Source organism: Amycolatopsis sp. NPDC049159, assembly GCF_040648295.1.
GTDB classification, from domain to species: domain Bacteria; phylum Actinomycetota; class Actinomycetes; order Mycobacteriales; family Pseudonocardiaceae; genus Amycolatopsis; species Amycolatopsis pretoriensis_A.
On the sequence record NZ_JBEZDL010000038.1, the window covers coordinates 19,441 to 42,195 of the forward strand.

Here is a 22,755-nt window from a genome sequence, read left to right on the forward strand (position 1 = left end):
CGGCTCAGGGCGACGATTTTGCGGCACGACGGGGGTCTTGCGGCAAGCCCCCCAATGCGATATACGTTTAACATGGAGGGAGTTGGTTTTCCCTCATTCACTCTTCCGGGGTCCTTCAGCGACGCCCTCCCCAGCCCGTGTATGCCACCGCACCGGTGACCGCGAGCACTACCGCCGTCCAGGTGGCCGCGGGTGTCCCGGCGGGTTGCAGCAGCCAGGCCGTGACGCGGATCGCCGTGGAGTCCGCCGGCGGGACGAACGGGCTGATCGCGCACCAGAGCAGCGGGAGCGTCCAGCCGAACTGCCCGCCCGCGACCGTGGCGGCCAGCCCCGCCAGGCCGGCCAGGCCCGCCGCGTCCCGGGTGACGATCGCCGCGTCGATCGCCGACGGGCCCAGCTCCTGCACGCCGAGCACCAGCGCCCCGGCGGCCACGCCGATCAGCGCGAGGTGCGCGAACCGCCGCCGCGGCCACGGCAGCGCCGCCACCCGGTCGAGGTCCGCGTCCTGCCCGCTCAGGCCGATCGCCGCCACCGCGATGCCCGCCGTCAGCGTCAGGACCACCAGGATCGGGTTCCAGGAGCCGCGCCCCAGGAACCACACCCCCGACGTCACCACCAGCAGGGCGGCCGTCGCCGCCGGAAGCCGGCGCGAGCGGGCGTACAGCACCGCCCACCTCATCGGAGGGCCCCGGGGACGAGCACGTCGAGCGGTTCGCCCCGGCAGGTCAGCAGCGCCTGCCGCAGCGCGACGATCCGAGTGGCCTGGACGTCCGGTGGCAGGGCGCGGAACTGGTTCCACACCTGTTCGATCGCCCCGAATTCCCGCTTGAACCAGTTCCGCGTGAATTCGGGCAGCGGTTCCAGCTTTCCGGTGAAGTACGCCGCGCCGATCGCACGGGCGGCCTGGTCCGGCACGCTGCTGTGGCTCGGCGGCTCGCAGCTGGGCACGCCGGCGCCGGTCAGCACGGCCAGCCGCAGGTCGTCCGCGCCCGCCGTGAGCAGGAGGTCGTTGCGCTGGAAGTCCAGGTAGACGACGTGGGGATCGCGCGGAGCCGGCCCGGTGACCGAGGGCGGCCGGACCTGCTCTTCGATCCGGGCGGGCGGATCGGGCAGTTTCGCCAGCATCGCGAGCGCTTCGCGACCGGGTCCCCGCAACGCGGCCAGCCGATCCCGGTGCAGTTCGGACACGCAGATCGGCCCGTCGCAGACCTTCCGGCCGGCAACGCTGTCGGTGGTGAGCGCGTCGGCGGGCACCGCCGGGAACAACGGCAACGCGACGGCGGCCCCGGCGACCAGCGGCAGCAGGCCGAGCAGTCGCGCCCGCACGGAGCGCGCGGACAGCAGCAGGAACGAGGTCACGGCCAGCCCGAGGAACCACCCGCCCTGCCCGAGGTCGAGCGCCACGGTGGTCGTCACCATCTCCCCGCGCGGCTCCGCGAGCGACGGCGCCAGCGGTCCCACCCGGGTGGGGAGCACCGGCTCCAGCCCGCTCTCGAGCGACATCCAGCAGAGGACCGTCAGGACGAACGCCAGCACGGCCGCCCCGGGCGCGGCCAGCGGGTGCGGCAGCAGCCGCCCGACCGCCAGCCCGAGCCAGCTGCCCGCGAGGACCCCGAGCGACCCGACGAGCAGCACCGGCAGGAAGCCGAGGGAGAAGAACCCGCCGTGCGCGAGGATTTCGACGGCCCCCACGGCGAACACGACCAGGTAACCGGCCACGCTCAGCCCGCCGACGGCCCCGGCCAGCCGGGCCGCCCGCTGCCACCCGGGACGCGATGTCGTGGCGAGCAGCTCGACCACGCCGGAGCGGCTGTCGCGCATGCCTTGGATGGCTCCGGCCCCGACGACGATGGGCCAGAGGAAGACCAGCAGGAACCGCAGCCACAACGCGGCGGTGGTGCTGTGCGCGGTCCACGACGCGGGCGCTTTCCACCACGGACCGGAGAGCAGGAAGAGGAACCCGAGCGCGACGACGACGAGCGCCAGCCCGGCCCAGGGCGCGATGGAGCGCCGGAGTTCGGTGCGGAGGATCATCACCACGCACCCTTGCCAGGTTCGTGGTTCAGCAGCGCCGAATAGCCGCGCTCGATCGGGCTGTCGCCGACGTGCTCCGGCGTCCCCGCTTCGGCCAGTTCGCCCGGGGTGCCCTGGAACACCAGCTTCCCCTCGGCGAACAGCACGACGTCGGTGCACGCCGTCGCGACGTCTTCCACCAGGTGCGTCGAGATCAGCACGCACGAATCCCGGCCGAGTTCCTGCACCAGCTCCCGGAACCGCACGCGCTGCGCCGGGTCGAGGCCCGCGGTCGGCTCGTCGAGCAGGAGGATGTCCGGGTCGTTGACGATCGCCTGCGCGATCCCCACCCGCCGGACCATGCCGCCGGACAGGGTTTTCATGCGGTCGTCGGCGCGGTCGGCCAAGCCGACGCGCTCGATCGCGCGCTGGACCGCGCCCGGGATGTCCTCTTTGGACATCTCCTTGAGCCAGGCCAGGTATTCGACGAACTCCCGGACCGTGAACCGCTTGTAGTAGCCGAAGTTCTGCGGCAGGTAACCGATCCGGCGGCGCAGGCCGCGCTGGCCGGCGTGGCCGCCGGCTTGCGTGCCGAGCAGCGTCAGGCTGCCCGCCGCCGGCCGCAGCACCGTCGCCAGTGCCCTGATCAGCGTCGTCTTGCCCGCGCCGTTGGGCCCGAGCAAGCCGTGCACGCCCTTGCCGAGGGACAGGTCCAGCCCGTCCACGGCCATCTTCCGCCGCCCCACCCGCACCTTCAGTCCCTGCGCCCGGATTTCCCAGGCGTAGGTCGCCGGTGCGACCTCGGCGGCCCCCACTGCCCGCATGTCTTCCTCCCTAGTGGTGCGCGCCGAGCCGGGTGTACGCCGCCCTGTGCAGGACGACGGCCACCGTGGTCAGCGCGAAGATCCCCGCCCACACCGGCAGCGCGCCGGTGGTGAGCGCAAACGCTTGTCCCCGCTGGACGAACGCGGGCAGCACGACGATCGCCACCCACACCGCGATCAGCGCGTACGCCGCCCGGCTGACGCCGATCACGCCGCCGAGCGCGAGCGTGCCGGTGGTGAACGCCAGGCTCGGCAGCAGCCAGAACGCCGGCCCGGTGCCGGTCAGCCGGCCGGCGACGCCGAGCACCGGCAGCACGACGGCGAGCACCGCCACCGTCCGCCGGACGATCAGGTACAGCCCCGCCCGCGGCGTCGCGGTGACGACCTCGTACGCCGGGTCGAGCCCCCGCGCCCACGACGCCGCGACCCCGAGCACGGGCAGCACCGGCGCGAAGAGCTGCACCGCCGTCACGTCGAGCACCGCGTGCCAGACGCCGTCGAGCAGCACCGCGACCAGGCAGACCGCCGCGATCATCGCCAGCCACGGCGCCATCGCCGGCGTGACCCAGGTGTCGAGCCACCGCCACCGCCGCGGCTCGGCCGGCGGCCGGACCTCGAGCTGGGGCGCGAGCCGGTTCCAGACGACGTCCACCACCGGCCGCACGGGCGCCACCTCGGCGAGCCGCGCCCGGCACACCCGGCAGTCCTCGAGGTGGGCTTCGACGCCCCACAGCAGGTCACCCGGGAGGTCGCCGCCCGTCGCGTACGCGGCGATGAGCCGGTCCGGCGCGTGGTTCATGACAGTGCCTCCCGCATCGCGATCCGCGCCCGCCGGGCCCGGGTCTTGACGGTTCCTTCCGGTAGTCCCAGCAGGACGGCGGTCTCGCGGACGGTCAGCCCGTCGAGCACCATCGCCTGCAGGACCGCCCGCAGCTCGGGCGCGAGGTCGCGCAGCGCGTCGCCGATCTCGTCGCCGAGCGCCACCGCCAGTGCCTCGTCCTCGGCCGCCGCCACCGGCGCGCAGTCCAACGCGATCTCCGGCGGTGGTTGCGCGTGGTGCGCGCGCCGGCGGAAGGCGTCGACCAGCCGGCGCGCCGCGATCGTCCACACCCAGCCGACCGCGCTCCCGCCGGTGACGGCCCCGGCGAACGAACCCGCCGCGCGCCAGACCGCCAGGTACGTCTCCTGCATGACCTCGGCGACGATCTGGTCGTCGGCGCACCGGCGGCGCAGGCGCACGGCGAGCCAGGGCGACGTGCGGCGGTAGAGCTCCTCGAACGCCGCGCGGTCGCCCTTGGCCGTGCGCCGGACGAGGTGCTCCTCGTCCGCGCTGTCCAGTGGCAGGTGTCTCACACCGGGCAAGACGCCCGGTGCTCGGAAACGGTTCTCACCCGGATGTGTGCTGCGTCACACCGGACGGCTGGGCCAGAACTTCCGCCAGCCGTCGGCTTCGAGGGTCGTCGGCTCCAGCCCGGCGTCGCGGGCGGCCTGCTCGGCGCCCCGGACGTCCAGCGCGAACTGCTTCGCCAGCGCCCGCAACTCGCCTTCGGGGTCGACGCCCGCGCGGCGCGCGGTGGCCGCGATGCGGAACAGCTGGGCGGCGGTGGCCGAGCCTTCGGGGAAGAGGTCGAGCGGGATGCCCGCCCGCCCGGAGCGCTGCCCCAGCTTGCCCGCCAGCGCGACCGCGGGCTGGCCGAGCGCCACGCCGTCCACAATGGACTTGCGCTGCTTCTCGCGCTGCTTCAGCTCTTCCCACTTGAGGTTCTGGTGCTCGACCGTGTGCACCTTGTCCGCGTCGGCGAACACGTGCGGGTGCCGCCCGACGAGCTTCGCGACCAGCGCGGCGGCGACGTCGTCGATGCCGAACGGGTCGGCCGGGTCCTCGGCCGCGACGCGCGCGTGGAACAGCACCTGCAGGAGGACGTCGCCGAGTTCCTCGCGCAGCGCTTCGCGGTCGCCGTCCTCGATGGCGTCGAGCAGTTCGTAGGTCTCCTCGACCAGGTACTGCCGCAGCGATTCGTGCGTCTGGACCGCGTCCCACGGGCAGCCGCCCGGCGAACGGAGCCGGTCCATCACGTCGGCGGCCTCGACCAGCGGCGGCACCGGCGTCTCGATGACGGTCGCGCCCGTCGCGATCAGCAGCGACGCGGCGGGCTCGTCCCGGGACCCGGCGAGCAGCACGACGTCCCGCAGCGAAGGCGCTTCGGTGACGGCCGGGACCCCGAACGCCGCGGGGTCGACGTCCGTGGCCGCGTAGACGGCGTTCGATTCACGCAGGATCTTCAGTGCCGCGCCGGGAAGCGTCGTCCCGCGGACGACCACGACGACACCCGTGGTCACTGCTGCGCGGGTGCGGCACCGCGCACGGGCAGCACGATGCCCTGGGTGGCGTCGGAGTTCGGCACGAGGTTCATGCCCACAACATCCCACACGCCGTAGCGCGGGTTGACGCGCAGGCCGCTCTGCCCGAGGTAGGGCTGCAGCAGTCGGGTGCCGATCGAGGTCAGCTGCGCGTCGGTCGGCTTCTGCGCTTCCTGGTCGGCGGGCACGGCCTTGTCGGTGCCGCGGGCGCGGATGACGAAGACGAACCAGTCCGCGCTCTGCGGCTTCTGCGCCTGGAAGACGACGACGCTGTTCTTTTCGGAGCCGAAGAGCGCGGTCTGCGCGAGACCGGGGTACTGCGCGGCACCGAAGAGTTCGGCGGTCTGGCCGGCGGAGTACACGCTCGGCGGGGCCGGCATCCCGGTCTGCTGGGCCTGCTGCGCCTGCTGGGCGTCCTGCTGCGCCTGCTGCACGGTGGCCGCCACCTTGCCCGGGTCGGCGGCGAACTCCTTCGCGAGGTCGAAAGCGCGGGTGCGGGCGGCCTGGTCGGTGTCCGAGGAGGCGCTGATGCCGACGTAGTCCGCGCCGACGGACAGCTTCGCCAGCGACTTCTGCGCGAGCTGCTGCTCCAGGACGACGTCGCTCGCGACCTCGTTCGCGTCACGCAGCTTCGAGACGATCTGCGTGACGGCGACCTGGTCGCCCTGCCCGGTGTCGGTGACCGGCGCGGGCGTCACCTGCGCGGCCAGCCCGGCGATCTTCGCCTGGTCGGCGACGAGGTTTTCCTGCTTGGTGGCGCGCAGGGTCAGCTCGTGGAGCACGGTCTGCCGGACGATCTCGCGGCCCAGCACGTCGAGCTTGTGCTCACCGGCGAGCTTCTTCGCGTACGGGTGTTCGCGGACGGCCTGGTCGATCATCGACTGGACGCTGTCGATCGACACCGACCGGTCGCCGACGATGACGGCGCTGCCGACCTGGCTGGGGCCCGAACCGCACCCGGCGAGCAGAAGTGCACCGGCAACGACCGCGACCAGCGCGCGAGGGCGCCCCATGATCCGCATCACAACGCATACCCTCTCACACCATCGGTGCCGAACCGCAACACCCATGGGGTGACGGCGGCCGTAATGTCGACTTATGGACCATTGGCTGACCATCGAAGTCTTCGACGGTGAGCACACGGCCACGAAGTGGCGGCTCGCCTACGGTGACGCACTCGCCGAAGCGGCGCTGACGAACGGCGCCGAGCAGTGGGTGTGGCACGAGCACCGGTGGGGTGTGGTGCTCGAAATCGAGTTCGGGAACGAAGAACGGCGGGACGCGTTCCGCGCCCTGCCGGTGGTGACGGCGGCGCTCGACGCGGTGCCGGATCCGACCCGGGGCCTGCTGGTGTACCCGGGACGCGGCGGGGGTTCGGGCTCGCGAATGCCGAGGAAACCCAGGCCACTGCCGATGACGGGAGCCGGCGCGGTGCCGGTACCGGTGGAACAGGTGCGGATGGGACTGGCGGAGGCACACCCGCCGATGTTCAGCGAAGTCGGCTGAGCTTTGAAGCCGTGAAGGCCACCTCGTGCTTCCTCGAGGTGGCCTTCACGGCTTGAGTCGGAGCGCCGCCGCCCGCACGCGCGCCGGCACACCACCGCCCTTGCACCACAGCCCCGCCGCCATGCGCAACCCGCGGCACCGCCGCCGCCCGCAACCCCGCCGCCGCCCGCAACCCGCCGCGCGCGGTCCGGGAGCGCAAGCGCCCGGGCGCCGCCGGCCACCCGAGCAAGCAGCGACCCCGGGCACCGCACCGCAAATCCCCCGAAAGCCGCGCCTCCCTAGACCGTCGCCGGCTTCTTCGTCAGCTGTCCCAGCAGCTTCGCGCACCAGTCCAGCAGTTCCTCGTCCCGCAGCGTCGGCGCGCCGATCCGGCCGCCCGCCGGGCCCTCCGTCGGCTTGGGCACCGACACCGTGTTCGTCACCGCCTTGTACACCGCCTTCGGGTACAGCCGCTTCAGGCGGACCATCTGCGAATCGGCCAGCGGCAACGGCGCGAACCGGACCGTGTTCCCCTGGACCGCCACCTCCGTCACGCCCGCCTCGCGGCACGTGTGCCGGAAGCGCGCCACCGACAGCAGCCGGTTCACCGGGGCGGGCGGCTGGCCGTAGCGGTCGATCAGCTCTTCGCGCACCGCGTCGAGGCCCTCGGTGTCCGGCGCCGCCGCGATCTTGCGGTACGCCTCCAGCCGCAGGCGCTCGCCCGGGACGTAGTCGTGCGGGATGTGCGCGTCGATCGGGAGGTCGACGCGGACCTCCGCGAGTTCCTCGTCCTCCGCCGGCTCCGCGCCCGCGTGGCGCCGGAACGCGTCGACCGCTTCGCCGACCAACCGCACGTACAGGTCGAACCCGACCCCCGCGATGTGCCCGGACTGCTCCGCGCCGAGGATGTTGCCCGCGCCGCGGATCTCGAGGTCCTTCATCGCGACCGCCATACCCGCGCCCAGCTCGGTGTTCTGCGCGATCGTCGCCAGCCGGTCGTGCGCGGTCTCCGTCAGCGGGGCCTCCGGCGGGTACAGGAAGTACGCGTACCCGCGCTCGCGCCCGCGCCCGACGCGGCCGCGCAACTGGTGCAGCTGCGCCAGTCCGAGCAGATCGCCGCGTTCGACGAGCAGCGTGTTCGCGTTCGAGATGTCGAGCCCGGTCTCGACGATCGTGGTGCACACCAGGACGTCGTACTCGTTTTCCCAGAAGCCCTGGATGATCTTTTCGAGCTTGTCCTCGTTCATCTGCCCGTGCGCGGTGACGACGCGCGCCTCCGGCACCAGCTCCCGGATGTGCCGCGCGGCCTTCTCGATCGACGAGACGCGGTTGTGGACGTAGAACACCTGGCCGTCGCGCAGCAGCTCACGGCGGATCGCCGCGCCGACCTGCTTGTCGTCGTACGAGCCGACGTACGTCAGGATCGGGTGCCGGTCCTCGGGCGGGGTGAGGATCGTCGACATCTCGCGGATGCCGGCCAGCGACATCTCCAGCGTCCTCGGGATCGGGGTCGCGGACATCGTCAGCACGTCGACGTGCGTGCGCAGCGCCTTGATGTGTTCCTTGTGCTCCACACCGAAACGCTGCTCCTCGTCGACGATCACGAGGCCGAGGTCCTTGTACCGGATGCCCGTCTGCAGCAGGCGGTGCGTGCCGATCACGATGTCGACCTCGCCGGCGGCGAGCTGCTCCAGGATGAGGTCCGACTCGGTCTTGTTCGTGAACCGGGACAGGCCCTTGATCGTCACCGGGAACGAGCGCATGCGCTCGTGGAAGGTGTTCAGGTGCTGCTGCGCGAGCAGGGTCGTCGGCACGAGCACGGCGACCTGCTTGCCGTCCTGCACCGCCTTGAACGCCGCGCGCACGGCGATCTCCGTCTTGCCGTAGCCGACGTCGCCGCAGATGACGCGGTCCATCGGGACGCCGCGTTCCATGTCCGACTTGACCTCGTCGATCGCGGCGAGCTGGTCGTTGGTTTCGGTGAACGGGAAGGCGTCCTCGAGCTCGCCCTGCCACGGCGTGTCCGGGCCGAACGCGTGCCCGGGCGCGGCCTGGCGCGCGGCGTAGAGCTGGACCAGCTCGGCGGCGATCTCCTTGACCGCCTTCTTGGCCCGGGCCTTGGTGTTCTTCCAGTCGGAGCCGCCGAGCTTGTTCAGCGTGGGCAGCTCGCCGCCGACGTACTTGGACACCTCGTCGAGCTGGTCGGTCGGCACGAACAGCCGGTCGCCCGGGTGCCCGCGCTTGGACGACCCGTACTCCAGCAGCAGGTACTCGCGGGTCGCGCCGGCGACCGTGCGCTGCACCATCTCGACGAACCGGCCGATGCCGTGCTGCTCGTGCACGACGTAGTCGCCGTTCTTGAGCGCCAGCGGGTCCACCGCGTTGCGCCGCCGGGACGGCATCTTGCTGGTGAGGTCCTTTGTGGACGTTCCGGCGCCGGACCCGCGGCCGGTCAGGTCCGCCTCGGTGAGCACGACCAGTGCGCGCTCCGGCGAGACGAAGCCGTCCGTCAGGCCGCCGCAGGTGACCGTGACCAGGCCCGCCGCGGGCATCCCGGTGAGACCGTCGCCGGCCAGCGTCGCCGGGACGTCCGCGCCCGAGAGCTGCTCGACCGCGCGCGCCGCGGTGCCCTGGCCGGCGACGACGAGCACCGCCGTGCCGCCCGCCGCCGTGTGGGCGCGCAGGTCCGTCATCGCGCGCTCGAGCTCGCCGCGGTAAGCGGGCGCCGCTTCGACGGACACCCGCAGGACGTCCGGGTCTTCGGTGGTCAGCTGGGTCAGCGTCCACCAGGCGCGTTTGGTGTCCTGCGCGTGGGACGCGATCTCGCCGAGCCCGCGGTAGGCGGACGCGCCGAGGTCGATCGGGGCCTGGCCGCCCGCCGCGGCCGTCGTCCAGGACGCTTCGAGGAACTCCTGGCCGGTGCGGACGAGGTCGGCGGCGCGGGCGCGGATCTTCTCCGGGTCGGTGAGCAGCACGTGCGCGCCGACCGGCATCGCGTCGGTGAGCAGCTCGAGCTCGCCTTCGCAGAGGACCGGGATGAGCGCCTCCATGCCCTCGACCGGGATGCCGTCGGCCAGCTTGGTGAGCATTTCGGCCAGGTGCGCGTCCGCTTCGTACGTCTTCGCCAGCTCCGCGGCCTTCTCCCGGACCGGCGCGGTGAGCAGCAGCTCGCGGCACGGGGGCGCGGTGACGCGCGGGATCTCGCCGGGCAGCGACCGCTGGTCGGAGACGGCGAACGCGCGGATCTCACTGACCTCGTCGCCCCAGAACTCGACGCGGACGGGGTGCTGCGCGGTCGGGCCGAACAGGTCGAGGATGCCGCCGCGGACGGCGAACTCGCCGCGCTTCTCGACCATGTCGACGCGGGTGTACGCCAGTTCGACGAGCCGTTCGAGGAGCTCCTCGAACGGCTCCTCTTCGCCGACGACGAGGTCGATCGGCTCGAGCGAGCCGAGGCCGGGCGCCATCGGCTGGATCAGGCTGCGGACGGTCGCGACGACCACGCGGAGGGAGTCGTCCCCCGTCTTGAGCCGGCGCAGCACCTCCAGGCGGCGCCCGACGGTGTCCGCGCGGGGCGAGAGCCGCTCGTGCGGAAGGGTCTCCCAGCTCGGGAAGTCGGTGACGCGGTGCTTGCCCAGCAGCGCGCCGAGGGACGCGGTCAGCTCGTCGGCCTCGCGGCCGGTGGCGGTCACGGCGAGCACGGGTTTGCCCGCGCCGTCGTCCGCCGCGAGGGCGGCCGCGACGAGCTGCCGGGCGGCGATCGGGCCCTGCAGTTCGAGCAGCGGCGCGCCGGCGCGCTCGACCACGCCGCGCAGTGCCGGGTCGGGAAGGATGGCGGTGAGGAGTCCGGACAATGGAGCTTCGGTCACGATCCCAGCCTACGTGCCACCCCCGACAAGTTTCCGGTCACCGCTGGTCGCGCAGCAGTTCCGCCACCTCCGCGACCCTGCTCAGCTGCTCGTCGAACACCTTCGGGTCGGTGCTCGCGATCCGCAGCAGAACGTGCTCCGCGCCTTCGTACTCCCGCAGCCGCGAAGCGACCTCCGCGGCGCTCCCGGTCACCTGCATCTGGATGCCCTGGACGAAGTCGGCGGGCATCCCGTAGTTGCGCAGGCAGTACTCCTCCAGCAGCTCGCGGCCCCGCACGGGATCGTCCTCGACCAGGACCGTCGCGAACAACGCGGGCGTCACCGCGCGTGTCGCCCGCGCGCGGATCCGGGCCAGGCCGGACACGTAGTCCGCGGGATCCGGCGGGTACGGCAGCCAGCCGTCGTAGAGCCGGCCGACCCGCTCCAGCGCCCCCGGCGTGTACGCGGCCAGCCACACCGGCGGGCCGCCGTCCCGCGCCGGCGAGGGGAACGCGGGCAGGGAGTCGTAGTGCAGGACCTCGCCGTGGAACGACGATTCGCCGCGCCACGCCGCCCGCCACAGGCCCACGATGTCGTCCAGGCGGGCCCGCCGCCGCTCCCACGGCACCCCCACGAACGCGAACTCCGGCTCGCTGCGCCCGGCGAACCCCGCGCCGGCCGCCACCGTGAGCCGGCCGCCGCTGAGCAGGTCGAGCGACAGCAGCTGGTTCGCCGAGAGCACCGGGTCCCGCAACGCCGGGAGCAGCGCGGACGTCCCCAGTGTCACCCGGGAAGTCCGGGCGGCGAAGGCGCTCAGCATGGTGAACGCGTCCAGCGGCGCCCGCGCGAGGGTGTCGCCCACCCACACCGAGTCGAGGCCGAGGCGTTCCGCTTCGACGGCGACGCCGACCAGCTCGGGCGCGGTCCGCCCGGCGTCGAGGATGGGCTGGTAGGTCGGCACGACCAGGCCGTATTTCGTCATGGCCGAAGCGTCGCGGAAAAAGGGGTATGCCCTCAATTCCCCGCGAGGAATGGACCGGACGAGCAGGATGGGCCCGTGGACTTCGGAACGGCGCTCAAGGACTGGCGCACGCGGCGGCGGCTCAGCCAGCTCGACCTGGCGTTGCGCGCGGGCACGACGCAGCGGCACGTGAGCTTCATGGAAAGCGGGCGGTCGGTGCCCGGCCGCGGCATGGTGCTGCGCGTCGCCGAGTCCCTCGAACTGCCGCTGCGCGAGCGCAACGGCCTGCTCCACGCCGCCGGTTACGCCCCGACGTACCCCGAGACGCGGCTCGGCGACCCGGCGATCCGGCCGGTGCTCGACGGGCTGCGGCGGCTGCTCGACGGCCACCGCCCCTACCCCGCGATCGTCGTCGACCGCTACGGCGTGCTCGTCGCGAAGAACGACGCCTTCACGCTGCTCACCGAGGGTGTCGCGCCGGAACTGCTCGAAGAACCGGTCGACACGCTGCGGCTCGCGCTGCACCCGCGTGGGATGGCGCCGCGCGTGCGCAACCTCGACGACTGGGCGCGGCACATCCTCGAGCGCCTCCGCAACGACCTCGCCCGCATCCCGGACGAGCGGCTGGCCGCCCAGCTCGCCGAGCTGGAGGGCTACCTGCCGCCGTCGACCGCGCCGGGCCCGGAGCACCTGGGGTTCGCGGTGCCGGTCCGGCTGGCCAGTTCCGCCGGCGAGCTGCGGCTGATCACGGCGATCACCACGTTCGCGACGGCGGCGGACGTGACGGTGTCGGAGCTGAAGCTGGAGACCTTCCTGCCCGCGGACGCCGAGACCGCGGAACGGCTTCAGAGGACCAGCGCCGTCGTGTGACCGATCAGCAGTTCCGCGCCCGCCCACAGCACCGCCGCCGCCACGCTGCCCGCCGCGAACCGGCGGTACGGCATCGCCGCCGAGCCCGCGACGCGCGGCACCAGCGTCCGCAGCCCCACCAGGCAGCGGCCGGCGATCACCGCCGGGACGCCGTACCGCGCGAGCACCGACTCCGCGCGGTCCCACCGCTCCCGGCCGACGCGCCGCGCGAGCCGCGGCCCCCAGTGCCGTCCTTCGAAGTAGGCGAGCTGGTCGCCGAGGACGGCCGCCGCGACCGCCACCGCCAGCGCGAGCCCGAAGTCGAGCGTGCCGCGCTCGGCGAGGAAACCCATCAGCAGCAACGTCGACAGCGTCGGCAGCACGATTCCCGGCAGCAGCGCGGTTTCCGCGGCGATCACCAGCGCGCAGACCAGGTAGACGACCGCCGGGGGTGCGTCAAGCAGCGGCCGCAGCAGGCTGTCCACGCCGGGCCCTCCCCACCGCGACCGGGAGCGCCGCGCGGTAGACGAACGCGGGCGGCAGGTTGCCCCAGACCACCGAAGTCCGTTCCACGACGGCGAAACGGCTTCGCAGTGAAGCGGCGAAGCGGCGCGCGGGCGGGGTCCAGGCCGCGTGGGCGTACGCGAACGTCGTGAACCGGCCGGCCGGGGCCAGTGCCGCGACGACCGCGTCGAGGATGCGCTGCTGCCGGGCCGCGGTCATGGCCGTCCACGGCAGCCCGGAGACGATGACGTCGACGCCGTCGGGCTCGAGGTGCTCCGCCGAGCCGGTGACGACGTCGACCTGCGGAAAGCGTTGGCGGAGCGCGTCGGCGAAACGCGGGTTGATCTCGACGGCGGTCAGGCGCGCTTCGGGGCGGAGCAGCGCGAGGACCGCTTCGGTGAAGACGCCGGTGCCCGGGCCCAGCTCGGCGACCCGCGTCGCGCGTTCCAGGCCGAGGCCCGCCGTCATCGGTTCCGCCAGGCGCGGCGAGCTGGGCGCGATCGCGCCCGTCAGCAGCGGGTGGCGGAGGAATTCACTGGTGATCGACATGGTCCCGACGCTAGGAACGGCGGGGGTGGCCGCGAATCCGCCGGATCGACCGGTCGTGTCCTCCTTCGGGAGGACCCGGTCGGACCGAAGTGATGACGACGCGGGCCCGGTCGCCGCGTTACGTTCGGTGGCGTGGAACGACTCGTGAAGTGGGTGCGCGGACACCGGTGGACAGTGGATCTCCCGCTGTACGCGGTGTTCCTGTTCCTCGCGCCGAACTGGGCCGGGGACACCCCCTGGGCGGTCCGCGCGCTCTCGATGGTCTTCGTGCTCCCGGTGGTCGTGCGGCGGCGGTTCCCGCGCACGGCCGCGGTGCTGATCGTCGCCGGGGCCGCGTGCGTGTACCTCAACGAGATCTGGGCGTACGACCGCGGCCGCACCGAACTGGCCATGGCGGTCGTGCTGTTCAACCTCGTGAAGCTGGGCGACCGGCGGTTCGCGGCGGTGATCGCCGTCGCGGTCTTCGCGCTCGGCTGGGAGTGGGGCTTCCTCTGGGGTACCTACACCGACAACCCGACCATCACCATCATCGGCATCTGGCCGCTGCACATCGCGGCGTGGGCGCTCGGGGAGTTCTTCCGCGCCAAGGAACAGCTGACCGCGGAGGAGGAGAAACGCGGCGAAGCCCAGTCGCGGGCCGCGGTCGCGGAGGAGCGCACCCGGATCGCGCGCGAGCTCCACGACGTCGTCGCGCACAGCATGAGCGTGATCGTGCTGAACGCCGAAGGCGCGAAGCTCGCCCGGCACCGCGATCCCGCGGTCGTCGACCGCACGCTCGACACGATCGTCCACACCGGCCGGGACGCGCTGGCCGAACTGCGGCGGCTGCTCGAAGTCCTGCACGCCGGCCAGGCGGCACGCAGTCCGCAGCCGACGCTCGACGAACTGCGCGAGCTCGTCGGGCAGTCCGGGCGGGACGTCGCGCTCGACGTCACCGGCGACCCGGGCGAGCTGCCCGCGAGTGCCGCGCTGCAGGCGTACCGGATCGTCCAGGAGGCACTGACCAACATGATCAAGCACGCCCCGGCCGACGCGACGGGCCACGTCCGCGTCGCCTTCGAGCCACCGCGGGTCCGGATCGAGGTGACGAACACCGGCGGCCGCGCGTCGCCGGCCCCCGCCCTGCCGTCGTCCGGGCACGGGCTGGCCGGGATGCGCCAGCGCGTCGAGATGTACCACGGCGAACTGACCACCGGGCCGCTTCCCGACGGCGGGTACCGCGTGTGCGCGAGCCTGGTGGTCGGGCCGTGACCACCCGGATCCTGCTCTGCGACGACCAGCAGCTGGTCCGCGTCGGGCTGCGGATGATCGTCGAAAGCCAGGACGACCTCGTCGTCGCGGGCGAGGCGGCCAACGGCGAGGAGGCCGTCGCCATGGCCCGGGAGCTGCGGCCCGACCTGGTGCTGATGGACGTCCGGATGCCGGTGCTCGACGGCGTCGCGGCAACCGCGCGGATCTGCGCCGAGCTGCCGGAAGTGCGCGTCCTGATCATCACGACCTTCGACCTCGACGAGTACGCGTACGCGGCGTTGCGCGGCGGGGCCAGCGGGTTCCTGGTGAAGGACGCGCCGTCGGAAGAGATGCTCGTGGCGATCCGCGGGGTGCTGCGGGGTGACTCGATGGTGTCGCCGTCGGTCACGCGGCGGCTGCTCGACCGGTACCTCGCCGACGAGCGCGACCCAGTGGACACCGCCCGGCTCGGCGCGCTGACCGACCGCGAGAAGGACGTGCTGGGGCTCATCGCGCGCGGGCTCTCTAACGGCGAGATCGCCGCGAAGCTCTACATCGGCGAGACGACGGTGAAAACGCACGTCGGGCGGATCCTCGGCAAGCTGCGGCTGCGCGACCGGGTGCACGCGGTGGTGTTCGCCTACGAGTCCGGACTGGTACGCCCAGGTTCCTGATCGTTCCCTATCCAACTCACTTGTAGGGTAGTTTAGAGTAGTTTGCATGACGATCTACAAGAGTGACGCCGGTGCGCGCCTGCTCAGGGAGCGTTACCTCGGCGCCCTGCGGGCCTGGCCCGTCCCCCACGAGGAAGTGCGGGTGCCGACGCCGGCGGGCGAGACGTTCGTCCTGGTGTCCGGCCCGGAGAGCGCACCGCCGCTGGTGCTGCTGCACGGCTCCGGGAGCAACTCGGCGGAGTGGGCCGAGCGGATGCCGGAGCTGGCCGGGGCGTTCCGGGTGTACGCGGTCGACGTCATCGGCGAGCCGGGGCTGAGTGCCGAGGCGCGGCCACCGCTCGAGGGTGACCGGTACGCGGCGTGGCTGGACGCGGTGCTCGACCACTTCGCGGTGGCCCGGTCGGCTTTCCTGACGTCGTCGTTCGGCGGCTGGCTCGCGCTCGACTACGCGATCCGGCGGCCCGCGCGTGTCACGGCGCTGGCGCTGCGGTGCCCGATCGGGCTGGGCCCGATGAAGAAGGGCTTCGTCGTCAAGGCCGTGCTGCTGGGGCTGCTGGGTGAGAAGGGGCGGCGGAGGTCCGTGGCGGGGGCGCTGGGCGAGCCGGAGTCGTCGCCGATCGTCGAGCACCAGCTGCTCGTGGCGGCGAACTACCGGTACCGCACCGGGCCGTTCCCGGTCTTCGGCGACGCGGCGCTGGGCCGGCTGACCATGCCCGTGTACGCGGTCGCCGGGGCGGCCGACGCCATGGTCGACTCCGCGACGACGAAACGGCGGCTCGAGGCGGCCGGCGCCGAGGTCGACCTGCCGCCGGGCGCGGGGCACTACCTCCCGGACGCGCGCGACCTGGAGTTCCTCACGCGCGCGGTGGCGAACGGTGATTTCACCGGTTGATGGCAGGATGAACCCTATGCGGCGTGTGCTGGGTCTCATCGGTGTCGTGTCCGTGCTGGTCGCGGGCTGTACGGGGGCGGCGAGCGAGCCGGTCCAGAGCGTCCCGCCCGCGGCGACCCCGGCGGCCACGAGCGGGAAGTTCAAGGTCGAGACGGTGACGGCCGGGCTCGAGCACGGCTGGGACATCGGGTTCCTGCCCGACGGCGGCATCCTCGTGCCGCAGCGGCCCGGCAAGCTCGCGCTGGTCCGCGGCGGAACGGCGACGGAAGTCCGCGCCGACTTCTCCGACGTCCTGGTCGAGGGCGAAGGCGGGCTGCTCGGCATGGTCGTCAGCCCCGACTTCGCGACCAGCCGCGAGTTCATCACGTGCCAGGACCACCAGGAGGGCGGCAAGGCCGTCGACATCCGGCTGGTCACGTGGAAGCTGGCCGACGACGGCGCGAGCGCGACCAAGGTGAAGAACCTGCTGACCGGCTTGCCGGTGAACCCGAGCGGCCGCCACTCCGGCTGCCGCCCGACGTTCGCCCCGGACGGCGCCCTGCTGGTCGGCACGGGCGACACCGCCCGCGCGTCGATCGCCCAGGACCGCCACTCCCTCGGCGGCAAGGTCCTGCGACTGGACGCGAAGACCGGCAGCCCGTTGCCGGACAACCCGTTCATCACGTCGACCGACCCGCACGAGCGGCTGATCTACACCTACGGCCACCGCAACGTCCAGGGCGTGGCGATCCGCCCGGGCAGCGGCCAGGTCATCACAGCCGAGCACGGCCCGACCTTCGACGACGAGGTCAACCTCCTCAAGCCGGGCGCCAACTACGGCTGGGACCCGTCCAAGGGCGGCACGGACTCGAGCTACGACGAGAGCGTCCCGATGACGGACCTCAAGCGCTTCCCGGACGCCGTAAGTCCACTGTGGACCTCCGGCAAGATCACCGAGGCCATCAGCGGCAACGCCTTCCTGACCGGCCCCCAGTGGGGCAAGAACGACGGCGCCCTGGTCGTGGTGGCGCTGAAGGGCCAGAAGCTCCTGCTGTACCACTTGGACCCGGCGGGCAAGGTCCTGGACGTAACCCTCCCCCCGGAGTTCGACGACAAGTTCGGCCGCCTCCGAGCCGCCCGAAGCGGCCCGGACGGCGCGCTGTACGTGACGACTTCGGACGGAACGGACGACAAGCTGCTGAAGGTCACGCCCGCCTGAGCCCGTCGACAGCGGAGATCCACTCCGCCATGTAGGCGTGGGCGTCGTGCTCGGTGTCCGGACGGCCCAGCAGATGAGGGCCCTCCTTGACCAGCCGGAGAAGATGCCCGGCCAGGTTCGCCATGGAGCGGTCGAGACAAGAAACGACACCTGTCGCATAGCCCCGCGTGCGCAACGCGTGGGCCGCCCGCGTGAGCAACAGATCACGCATGCCCAGCGCGTCGATCTCCGCGCGCAACCGGGCCAGCCCCGGCGTATCCGGCATCTGCAAGGCGTGGAAGAAGTAAAAGGCGCCGAAGCCGTTCAGCAGGCCGGAGACCGTCCGAGCCGCGCGAAGCTCATCGGCGGTTGCCCGACGCACCGCCTCGACCGGATCGTGGCTCGCGATCGCGCGCATCGCCGCCTTCAGGTTCGCACCGCCCGAAGGCGATTCGAACAGTTCCGCCAACGAATCCGCCGAAATCGTCTCGGCCGAAAAGAGACGGGCGAACACCGCGAAGTACAGGTCCGAACCGAGCTCGTCCATCCCCCAGGCGGTCGCCGCGGTGAGCTGGATCGTCGCCGAGCGCAGCTCGTCGGGCGTCCCCGCACCGTCGGGAAGGTCGTCCCCCGCGAGGAGCGCGCTGCGCACCAGCGCCGGGTCAAGGGGGCGCTCCAACGCGCCGTGCCTCTCGACGAAGTCGTCGATGACCCGGTACACCTCGTCCCGGTCCTCGTCGGTCCTCGCCGAGCGAGCACCCCGGAGCAGCGAATAGAACGGATCTCCTTCGAGAACCCAGGTCAGCGCGTCCCGCACCGCGTCGTCCGGGGGTTCCGGTACCGGTGTCCCGTTCAGCGCGGGGCGCCCGGCGTCGGCGAACCAGTCCACCACGGCGAATCGCACGTCCCGCCCTTGCCGGGTACGCCTGGCCAGCGCTTCTGCGGCCTCGAGCGCCCCCGTTCGGACAGTTGAAGTCGCTCCGGGCCCACGTCCGCGACCACGGCGTTCGTTGCGGGGCAGCAGACCACGTGCCCGCCAGCGCTCGAGCTGGGCCGGCGACACCCGCAACCCCCGTGCGGCCAGCTCGCCGAGCAGCGCACGGTCGGCGACGCTCGGACCACTCCGGACCATGACACCCACTTTAGAACCCCGCGAAGTTCCCCCGGAAAAACTCCGGCGCGTCTGGCTGACTGTCTCCATGAAGTCAGCGGACGCACGTCGGGGAGTCGCCCGGCACGTGGTCGTGTCGGGCACCGTCGCCGCGATGGCCGGTGACCGGCTGGTGCTCCTCCTGGGTGCCGGTGTGCTCGTCGCGGTGCTGTCGGTCGTCGCCGTCGTCGCTCTCGCCACGGTGTTCGCCCCGAAGCGATCGACCCGGCGTTCCGCCGCCCGCACCCTCGACAAGCTGCTGCGGATCCCGCCGCGTGATCATGGAAAAAACACACCGAGCCGGTGCCCGGGACACTGTCGCCCCGGCGCTTGAACGCGGAACATGGTTCGTACCAAGAGTTTTCGCCCGCCCCCGACGAGTGTTGGACGCGGTCCGAAGATAGCGTTCCCGCGGCAGCACCGCGCCGGTCCCCGGGCGCCATCGCCGACCTGGCGATCGGGGACCGGCCTCCAGCCACGATCCCCGGCTCCGGCCGGGGCCCGGAAGCCTTCAGTTGCCCAGGTGAGCCCCGCCGTTGACGTGCACCACCTGGCCGGTGACGTGCCCGGCGGCGGGGCTCGCCAGAAACGCCACCACCGCCGCCACGTCTTCCGGCGTGCCCGGCCGCTTGTTCATCGTGTTGCCGACCAGCCACTCGCGACGGCGGTCGCTGAGCTGCCCGTGGAAGAACTCCGTGTCCCCGACCAACCCGGGCGCGACGACGTTCGCGGTGATCCCGCGCGCCCCGAACTCCCTGGCCACGCCCACGTTCCAGCCCTCGACCGCGGCCTTCGCGGCGCCGTACGAGCCCGCGCCGGTGTGGGCGGCGATCGAGCCGATCGTCACGATCCGGGCGCCGTCGGCGAAACGCTCGCGCAACGCGTGCGTCACCAGGGCCGCACTGACCACATTGGACCGGAGGTTCCGCTCGAACGCGGCCGCGAAGCCGGCCAGCCCTTCGCCGCCGGTGTCGAGGAAGTCCGTGTTGCCGCCGGCGTTGTTGACGAGCACGTCGACGCGCTCCGGCAACTCCGCCAGTGCGGCTTCGACGGCCGCGGGGTCGGCGGCGTCGAACACGACGGGCCGCGCGCCCAGCAGCGTCGCGGCTTCGGTGAGCACCTGTTCGCGGCGGCCGGTGATCGTGACGCGCTCGCCGGCGAACGCGGCCGCCACCGCGTAGCCGATACCCGTGCCGCCGCCGGTCACCACGACTTCCCTGTTGTTCCCCATGCCCCGACCCTAGTGCCTAGGATCGGGGCATGACCAAGATCGATCCGGCCACGTCCGCACTCGTGCTCGTCGACCTGCAGGAGCGGATCGTCGCGTTGCCGACCACGCCGTACCGCGGCGAAGACGTCGTCGCGAACGCGCTGCGCCTGCGGGACGCCTTCCGCGGGGCGGGCGCGCCGGTGGTGGTCGTGCAGGTGTCCCGGCCGGACAACCCGCCGGGCAACGAACTGGTCTTCGACGCGCAGGACGACAAGATCGTCACGAAGTACACGATCGGCGGCTTCGCCGGCACCGACCTGGACGAGTTCCTGCGCGGCAAGGGCGTCCGCACGGTGTACTTCGGCGGCATCGCGACGGAGTTCGGCGTCGAGTCGACCCTGCGCGCGGCTTCCGACCACGACTACGACACGGTGGCGGTCTCCGACGCGATGACAGCGCTTTCCGAAATCTCGCACGAGAACGCGCTCACGAAGATCTTCCCGCGCCTCGGCACGGTCGTGACGACGGACGAGGCGCTGGCGGCCCTGTCGTGATCGACAAGGTCGCGTGGGTGCACCTGGCGGACGGCAAGGTCCTGGCCGCGCGCTCGAAGGGCAGGGACAAGTTCTACCTCCCGGGTGGCAAGCGCGAGCCCGGCGAATCGGATGCCGAGACGCTCGTCCGCGAGATCCGCGAAGAGCTGGACGTGGAGATCACGCCGGAGTCGATCGCGCCGGCGGGCACGTTCGAAGGCCAGGCGCACGGCAAAGCGGCGGGCACGGTGGTCCGGACGACGGCCTACACGGCGGAGTACCGCGGAACGCTCAAGGCGAGCAGCGAGATCGAGGAGATCGCGTGGCTCACCCACGCGGACCGCCCGCGGGTTTCCCTGGTCGCCCAGCTGATCTTCGACCACCTGCACGACAACGGCGAGCTGCGGTGATCGACAAGATCGCCTGGCTCCACCCGGTGGACGGCCGGATCCTCAGCACGCGCTCCCGCGGCAAGGACGTGTACTACCTCCCGGGCGGCAAGCGCGAGCCCGGCGAGTCGGACACCGAGACGCTCATCCGCGAGATCCACGAGGAACTCGACGTGGCGATCACCCCCGAGTCGATCGCCCCGGCAGGCGTCTTCGAGGCGGAGGCGCACGGCCACGCCGGCATCCCCGTCCGGATGACCTGCTACACCGCGGATTACCGGGGAACGCTCGAAGCGAGCAGCGAGATCGAAGAAGTCGCCTGGCTGACCTACGCCGACCGGGACCGGGTCTCGGCCGTGGACAAGATCATCTTCGATCACCTGCACGAAACCGGCGAGCTCAGCTAGCTGTGATGTCCAGGGAGGTTGGTCAGCCGGGTGACCGGCGGCTTGCCGCCGGTTGAGCTGTGGGGTCGGTGACGATTGCAGAAGTGCAGCCACCCCGGTAACGCGGCCCGGCGCAAGGTCTCGGACGAGTAGAAACGGGCGTAAGCCCATCCCTCACTCAGAGTGTGGTGGAAACGCTCGATCTTAGCGTTGGTCTGCGGCCGGTGAGGCCGGGGCCGTTTCGGCGTGATCCCCAGATCGGCGCAGGTGTCGCGCCAGGCATGGGACCGGTAAGCCGAGCCGTTGTCCGATAGCACCCGTTCGACGCTGACGCCGCGAACCAGGCCACCGCCCGGCGCAGTACCGCGATGGCGATGGCGATGGCGGCGGTTTCGTCGGCGTGGATTTCGGCGTAGGCGACGCGGGAGTGGTCGTCGAGCACGGTGTGCACGAACGCGGTCCCGATCTTGGGGTTGCGGTAGGCGTTGCGGGGCTTGCCCGGTGTCGCGGCTCGGTTGCGGTCGCCCTGGGCGCGGCCGACGAACCGGTGGCCGCCGCCGTCGGGGATGTTGCCGAACTTGGTGACATCGACATGGATCAGCGAGCCGGGATAAGCGTGCTCGTAGCGGCGCAGCGGTTCACCGGTGACCCGGTCGATGCGGGAGAACCGGTTGATCCGGCACCGCACCAGCACCGCATGCACGGTCGAGGCCTGCAGGCCAAGCCGTCCGGCGATCTGGATCGGGCCCAGCCGCTGCCGCCACCTCATCCGCACGATTCGGCGCACGAGCGCGGGTGAGGTCTTGGTCGGGCTGCGGTCGGCCATCCCGGCCACACCTTCGGCGCGGTAGCGATCGGCCCACTTGCGGGCGGTCCTGGCGGCGACCATGAAGATCTTCGCCGCCGCGGTGCAGGTCCAGCCCTCTTCGACGATCAGGCGGGCCAGTCGTAGCCGGGTGCGTGGGGTCAGAGTGGCATTAGGGTGGGACGCGAAGGCCTCCGGACGGGTGGAGCGGTTCCTAGACAGCTCCACTTCACAACCGGAGGCCTTCACCTGTCTGCACGACAGGCCGTCACCGGGTCACCTCAGCTCGGGACAACGTCCCTGAACATCACAGCTAGCCCAGCCGCAGCTTCGGCTTGTGCTCCAAGTGGGACAGCCCGTTCCACGCCAGGTTCACCAGGTGGGCCGCGACTTCGTCGCGCTTCGGCTTGCGCGCGTCCAGCCACCACTGGCCGGTCAGCGCCACCATTCCCACCAGCGCCTGTGCGTACAGCGCCGCCAGTTTCTCGTCGTACCCGCGGGCCGCGAACTGCTGGGCCAGGATGTGCTCGACCTGGCTCGCGATGTCGTTCAGCACCGTCGAAAACGTGCCCGTCGAGCTCGCCACCGGGGAGTCGCGGACCAGGATGCGGAAGCCGTCGTGGGAATCCTCGACGTAGGACAGCAACGCCGTCGCCGCCTGTTCGAGCATCACGCGGGGGTGGCCGCCGTGCAGCGTCGAGACCATGCGGTCCAGCAGCAGCTGCGTTTCGCGGTCGACGACCACCGCGTAGATGCCCTCTTTGCCGCCGAAGTGTTCGTACACCACGGGTTTCGACACGTTGGCGCGGTGCGCGATCTCCTCGATCGACGTGCCGTCGAAACCCTTTTCGGCGAACAGCGCCCTGGCCACGTTCAGCAGCTGACGGCGCCGTTCGCTGCCGGTCATCCGCACCC

24 protein-coding genes and 1 pseudogene are annotated in these 22,755 nt (G+C 72.0%); 10 read left to right on the plus strand and 15 right to left on the minus strand.

Annotated elements, in window-relative coordinates; translation table 11 throughout:
* Positions 1 to 115 precede the first annotated feature (115 nt).
* Genes AB0B33_RS43725 through AB0B33_RS43755 form a run of 7 tightly spaced genes read right to left on the minus strand, consistent with a single transcriptional unit; the run spans position 116 to position 6,220 of the window.
* Positions 116 to 679 (minus strand): hypothetical protein, encoded by a 564-nt coding sequence (locus AB0B33_RS43725; RefSeq protein WP_360783257.1) that lies wholly within the window; start codon positions 677 to 679, stop codon positions 116 to 118.
* Positions 676 to 2,034 carry a hypothetical protein gene (locus tag AB0B33_RS43730; protein ID WP_360783260.1) on the minus strand — a complete coding sequence of 453 codons (1,359 nt, stop codon included), beginning with the start codon at positions 2,032 to 2,034 and terminating at the stop codon, positions 676 to 678. Before AB0B33_RS43730 ends, AB0B33_RS43725 begins: the two co-directional genes overlap by 4 nt.
* Positions 2,034 to 2,837 carry an ABC transporter ATP-binding protein gene (locus AB0B33_RS43735; RefSeq protein ID WP_360783263.1) on the minus strand — a complete coding sequence of 268 codons (804 nt, stop codon included), beginning with the start codon at positions 2,835 to 2,837 and terminating at the stop codon, positions 2,034 to 2,036. The genes AB0B33_RS43730 and AB0B33_RS43735 overlap by 1 nt, the downstream gene beginning before the upstream one ends.
* Before the next feature lie 10 nt (positions 2,838 to 2,847).
* Positions 2,848 to 3,636, minus strand: a complete 789-nt coding sequence (locus tag AB0B33_RS43740) for a zf-HC2 domain-containing protein (RefSeq protein WP_360783266.1) — start codon at positions 3,634 to 3,636, stop codon at positions 2,848 to 2,850.
* On the minus strand, positions 3,633 to 4,190 hold the full coding sequence (locus tag AB0B33_RS43745; RefSeq protein WP_360783269.1) for an RNA polymerase sigma factor: 558 nt from the start codon (positions 4,188 to 4,190) through the stop codon (positions 3,633 to 3,635). The genes AB0B33_RS43740 and AB0B33_RS43745 overlap by 4 nt, the downstream gene beginning before the upstream one ends.
* Positions 4,191 to 4,244: 54 nt before the next feature.
* Positions 4,245 to 5,177 carry a MazG family protein gene (locus tag AB0B33_RS43750; protein ID WP_360783272.1) on the minus strand — a complete coding sequence of 311 codons (933 nt, stop codon included), beginning with the start codon at positions 5,175 to 5,177 and terminating at the stop codon, positions 4,245 to 4,247.
* Positions 5,174 to 6,220 (minus strand): hypothetical protein, encoded by a 1,047-nt coding sequence (locus AB0B33_RS43755; protein WP_360783275.1) that lies wholly within the window; start codon positions 6,218 to 6,220, stop codon positions 5,174 to 5,176. Before AB0B33_RS43755 ends, AB0B33_RS43750 begins: the two co-directional genes overlap by 4 nt.
* A 76-nt stretch (positions 6,221 to 6,296) precedes the next feature.
* On the opposite strand from AB0B33_RS43755, the gene AB0B33_RS43760 reads away from it, so the two are divergent.
* Positions 6,297 to 6,704 (plus strand): hypothetical protein, encoded by a 408-nt coding sequence (locus AB0B33_RS43760; protein WP_360783278.1) that lies wholly within the window; start codon positions 6,297 to 6,299, stop codon positions 6,702 to 6,704.
* Between the two features lie 278 nt (positions 6,705 to 6,982).
* On the opposite strand, the gene mfd is transcribed toward AB0B33_RS43760, so the two are convergent.
* Both mfd and AB0B33_RS43770 read right to left on the minus strand, forming a co-directional pair.
* Positions 6,983 to 10,537, minus strand: coding sequence for a transcription-repair coupling factor (gene mfd, locus AB0B33_RS43765; RefSeq protein ID WP_360783381.1), 3,555 nt, complete (start codon positions 10,535 to 10,537; stop codon positions 6,983 to 6,985).
* Between the two features lie 52 nt (positions 10,538 to 10,589).
* Positions 10,590 to 11,513 (minus strand): LLM class flavin-dependent oxidoreductase, encoded by a 924-nt coding sequence (locus tag AB0B33_RS43770; RefSeq protein ID WP_360783280.1) that lies wholly within the window; start codon positions 11,511 to 11,513, stop codon positions 10,590 to 10,592.
* A 75-nt stretch (positions 11,514 to 11,588) separates the two neighbouring features.
* On the opposite strand from AB0B33_RS43770, the gene AB0B33_RS43775 reads away from it, so the two are divergent.
* Entirely contained in the window at positions 11,589 to 12,362 is a 774-nt protein-coding gene (locus tag AB0B33_RS43775; RefSeq protein WP_247018330.1) for a helix-turn-helix transcriptional regulator, read from the plus strand.
* Here AB0B33_RS43775 and AB0B33_RS43780 read toward each other — a convergent pair.
* Both AB0B33_RS43780 and AB0B33_RS43785 read right to left on the minus strand, forming a co-directional pair.
* A complete protein-coding gene (locus tag AB0B33_RS43780; RefSeq protein WP_360783283.1) occupies positions 12,338 to 12,826 on the minus strand; it encodes a DedA family protein in 489 nt (162 codons plus the stop codon). The genes AB0B33_RS43775 and AB0B33_RS43780 overlap by 25 nt on opposite strands.
* Positions 12,798 to 13,394 carry a methyltransferase domain-containing protein gene (locus tag AB0B33_RS43785; protein ID WP_360783286.1) on the minus strand — a complete coding sequence of 199 codons (597 nt, stop codon included), beginning with the start codon at positions 13,392 to 13,394 and terminating at the stop codon, positions 12,798 to 12,800. Before AB0B33_RS43785 ends, AB0B33_RS43780 begins: the two co-directional genes overlap by 29 nt.
* A gap of 132 nt (positions 13,395 to 13,526) precedes the next feature.
* On the opposite strand from AB0B33_RS43785, the gene AB0B33_RS43790 reads away from it, so the two are divergent.
* Genes AB0B33_RS43790 through AB0B33_RS43805 form a run of 4 tightly spaced genes read left to right on the plus strand, consistent with a single transcriptional unit; the run spans position 13,527 to position 17,388 of the window.
* Complete coding sequence (locus tag AB0B33_RS43790; protein WP_360783289.1) at positions 13,527 to 14,645, plus strand: histidine kinase; 1,119 nt, start codon at positions 13,527 to 13,529, stop codon at positions 14,643 to 14,645.
* Positions 14,642 to 15,298, plus strand: coding sequence for a response regulator transcription factor (locus AB0B33_RS43795; RefSeq protein WP_247018323.1), 657 nt, complete (start codon positions 14,642 to 14,644; stop codon positions 15,296 to 15,298). The genes AB0B33_RS43790 and AB0B33_RS43795 overlap by 4 nt, the downstream gene beginning before the upstream one ends.
* A gap of 46 nt (positions 15,299 to 15,344) precedes the next feature.
* The gene (locus AB0B33_RS43800) at positions 15,345 to 16,190 is read left to right on the plus strand and encodes an alpha/beta fold hydrolase (RefSeq protein WP_360783293.1); all 846 of its coding nucleotides are present in this window, start codon (positions 15,345 to 15,347) and stop codon (positions 16,188 to 16,190) included.
* Positions 16,191 to 16,206: 16 nt separating this feature from the next.
* The gene (locus tag AB0B33_RS43805) at positions 16,207 to 17,388 is read left to right on the plus strand and encodes a PQQ-dependent sugar dehydrogenase (RefSeq protein ID WP_360783296.1); all 1,182 of its coding nucleotides are present in this window, start codon (positions 16,207 to 16,209) and stop codon (positions 17,386 to 17,388) included.
* Here the strand turns inward: AB0B33_RS43805 and AB0B33_RS43810 are convergent.
* Positions 17,375 to 18,271 (minus strand): hypothetical protein, encoded by an 897-nt coding sequence (locus AB0B33_RS43810; RefSeq protein WP_360783298.1) that lies wholly within the window; start codon positions 18,269 to 18,271, stop codon positions 17,375 to 17,377. The genes AB0B33_RS43805 and AB0B33_RS43810 overlap by 14 nt on opposite strands.
* Before the next feature lie 295 nt (positions 18,272 to 18,566).
* Here AB0B33_RS43810 and AB0B33_RS43815 point away from each other — a divergent pair, with 295 nt between their 5' ends.
* Positions 18,567 to 18,851 (plus strand): hypothetical protein, encoded by a 285-nt coding sequence (locus AB0B33_RS43815; RefSeq protein ID WP_360783299.1) that lies wholly within the window; start codon positions 18,567 to 18,569, stop codon positions 18,849 to 18,851.
* 177 nt (positions 18,852 to 19,028) lie between these two features.
* On the opposite strand, the gene AB0B33_RS43820 is transcribed toward AB0B33_RS43815, so the two are convergent.
* The gene (locus tag AB0B33_RS43820; protein WP_360783302.1) at positions 19,029 to 19,748 is read right to left on the minus strand and encodes an SDR family oxidoreductase; all 720 of its coding nucleotides are present in this window, start codon (positions 19,746 to 19,748) and stop codon (positions 19,029 to 19,031) included.
* Positions 19,749 to 19,777: 29 nt separating this feature from the next.
* Between AB0B33_RS43820 and AB0B33_RS43825 the strand changes: the two genes are divergently transcribed.
* The 3 genes from AB0B33_RS43825 to AB0B33_RS43835 are packed head-to-tail and all read left to right on the plus strand — an operon-like array spanning position 19,778 to position 21,056.
* Positions 19,778 to 20,281 carry an isochorismatase family protein gene (locus AB0B33_RS43825; protein ID WP_360783305.1) on the plus strand — a complete coding sequence of 168 codons (504 nt, stop codon included), beginning with the start codon at positions 19,778 to 19,780 and terminating at the stop codon, positions 20,279 to 20,281.
* Entirely contained in the window at positions 20,278 to 20,670 is a 393-nt protein-coding gene (locus AB0B33_RS43830; RefSeq protein WP_360783308.1) for an NUDIX domain-containing protein, read from the plus strand. The genes AB0B33_RS43825 and AB0B33_RS43830 overlap by 4 nt, the downstream gene beginning before the upstream one ends.
* Entirely contained in the window at positions 20,667 to 21,056 is a 390-nt protein-coding gene (locus AB0B33_RS43835) for an NUDIX domain-containing protein (protein WP_360783311.1), read from the plus strand. Before AB0B33_RS43830 ends, AB0B33_RS43835 begins: the two co-directional genes overlap by 4 nt.
* Here the strand turns inward: AB0B33_RS43835 and AB0B33_RS43840 are convergent.
* Positions 21,053 to 22,062: pseudogene (locus AB0B33_RS43840) on the minus strand (IS481 family transposase). The gene AB0B33_RS43835 and the pseudogene AB0B33_RS43840 sit on opposite strands and share 4 nt — an antisense overlap.
* A gap of 91 nt (positions 22,063 to 22,153) precedes the next feature.
* Positions 22,154 to 22,747, minus strand: coding sequence for a TetR/AcrR family transcriptional regulator (locus AB0B33_RS43845; RefSeq protein WP_125312529.1), 594 nt, complete (start codon positions 22,745 to 22,747; stop codon positions 22,154 to 22,156).
* Positions 22,748 to 22,755: the final 8 nt, after the last annotated feature.

What these genes read in the sequence shown, in the direction of transcription:
- AB0B33_RS43730 (WP_360783260.1), bottom strand. Translation starts at nt 2,034, where the DNA reads ATGATCCTCCGCACCGAACTCCGGCGCTCCATCGCGCCCTGGGCCGGG.
- AB0B33_RS43735 (WP_360783263.1), bottom strand. Translation starts at nt 2,837, where the DNA reads ATGCGGGCAGTGGGGGCCGCCGAGGTCGCACCGGCGACCTACGCCTGG.
- AB0B33_RS43815 (WP_360783299.1), top strand. Translation starts at nt 18,567, where the DNA reads ATGAAGTCAGCGGACGCACGTCGGGGAGTCGCCCGGCACGTGGTCGTG.
- AB0B33_RS43800 (WP_360783293.1), top strand. Translation starts at nt 15,345, where the DNA reads ATGACGATCTACAAGAGTGACGCCGGTGCGCGCCTGCTCAGGGAGCGT.
- AB0B33_RS43820 (WP_360783302.1), bottom strand. Translation starts at nt 19,748, where the DNA reads ATGGGGAACAACAGGGAAGTCGTGGTGACCGGCGGCGGCACGGGTATC.
- AB0B33_RS43805 (WP_360783296.1), top strand. Translation starts at nt 16,207, where the DNA reads ATGCGGCGTGTGCTGGGTCTCATCGGTGTCGTGTCCGTGCTGGTCGCG.
- AB0B33_RS43785 (WP_360783286.1), bottom strand. Translation starts at nt 13,394, where the DNA reads ATGTCGATCACCAGTGAATTCCTCCGCCACCCGCTGCTGACGGGCGCG.
- AB0B33_RS43825 (WP_360783305.1), top strand. Translation starts at nt 19,778, where the DNA reads ATGACCAAGATCGATCCGGCCACGTCCGCACTCGTGCTCGTCGACCTG.
- AB0B33_RS43740 (WP_360783266.1), bottom strand. Translation starts at nt 3,636, where the DNA reads ATGAACCACGCGCCGGACCGGCTCATCGCCGCGTACGCGACGGGCGGC.
- AB0B33_RS43725 (WP_360783257.1), bottom strand. Translation starts at nt 679, where the DNA reads ATGAGGTGGGCGGTGCTGTACGCCCGCTCGCGCCGGCTTCCGGCGGCG.
- AB0B33_RS43755 (WP_360783275.1), bottom strand. Translation starts at nt 6,220, where the DNA reads ATGCGGATCATGGGGCGCCCTCGCGCGCTGGTCGCGGTCGTTGCCGGT.
- AB0B33_RS43845 (WP_125312529.1), bottom strand. Translation starts at nt 22,747, where the DNA reads ATGACCGGCAGCGAACGGCGCCGTCAGCTGCTGAACGTGGCCAGGGCG.
- AB0B33_RS43770 (WP_360783280.1), bottom strand. Translation starts at nt 11,513, where the DNA reads ATGACGAAATACGGCCTGGTCGTGCCGACCTACCAGCCCATCCTCGAC.
- AB0B33_RS43760 (WP_360783278.1), top strand. Translation starts at nt 6,297, where the DNA reads ATGGACCATTGGCTGACCATCGAAGTCTTCGACGGTGAGCACACGGCC.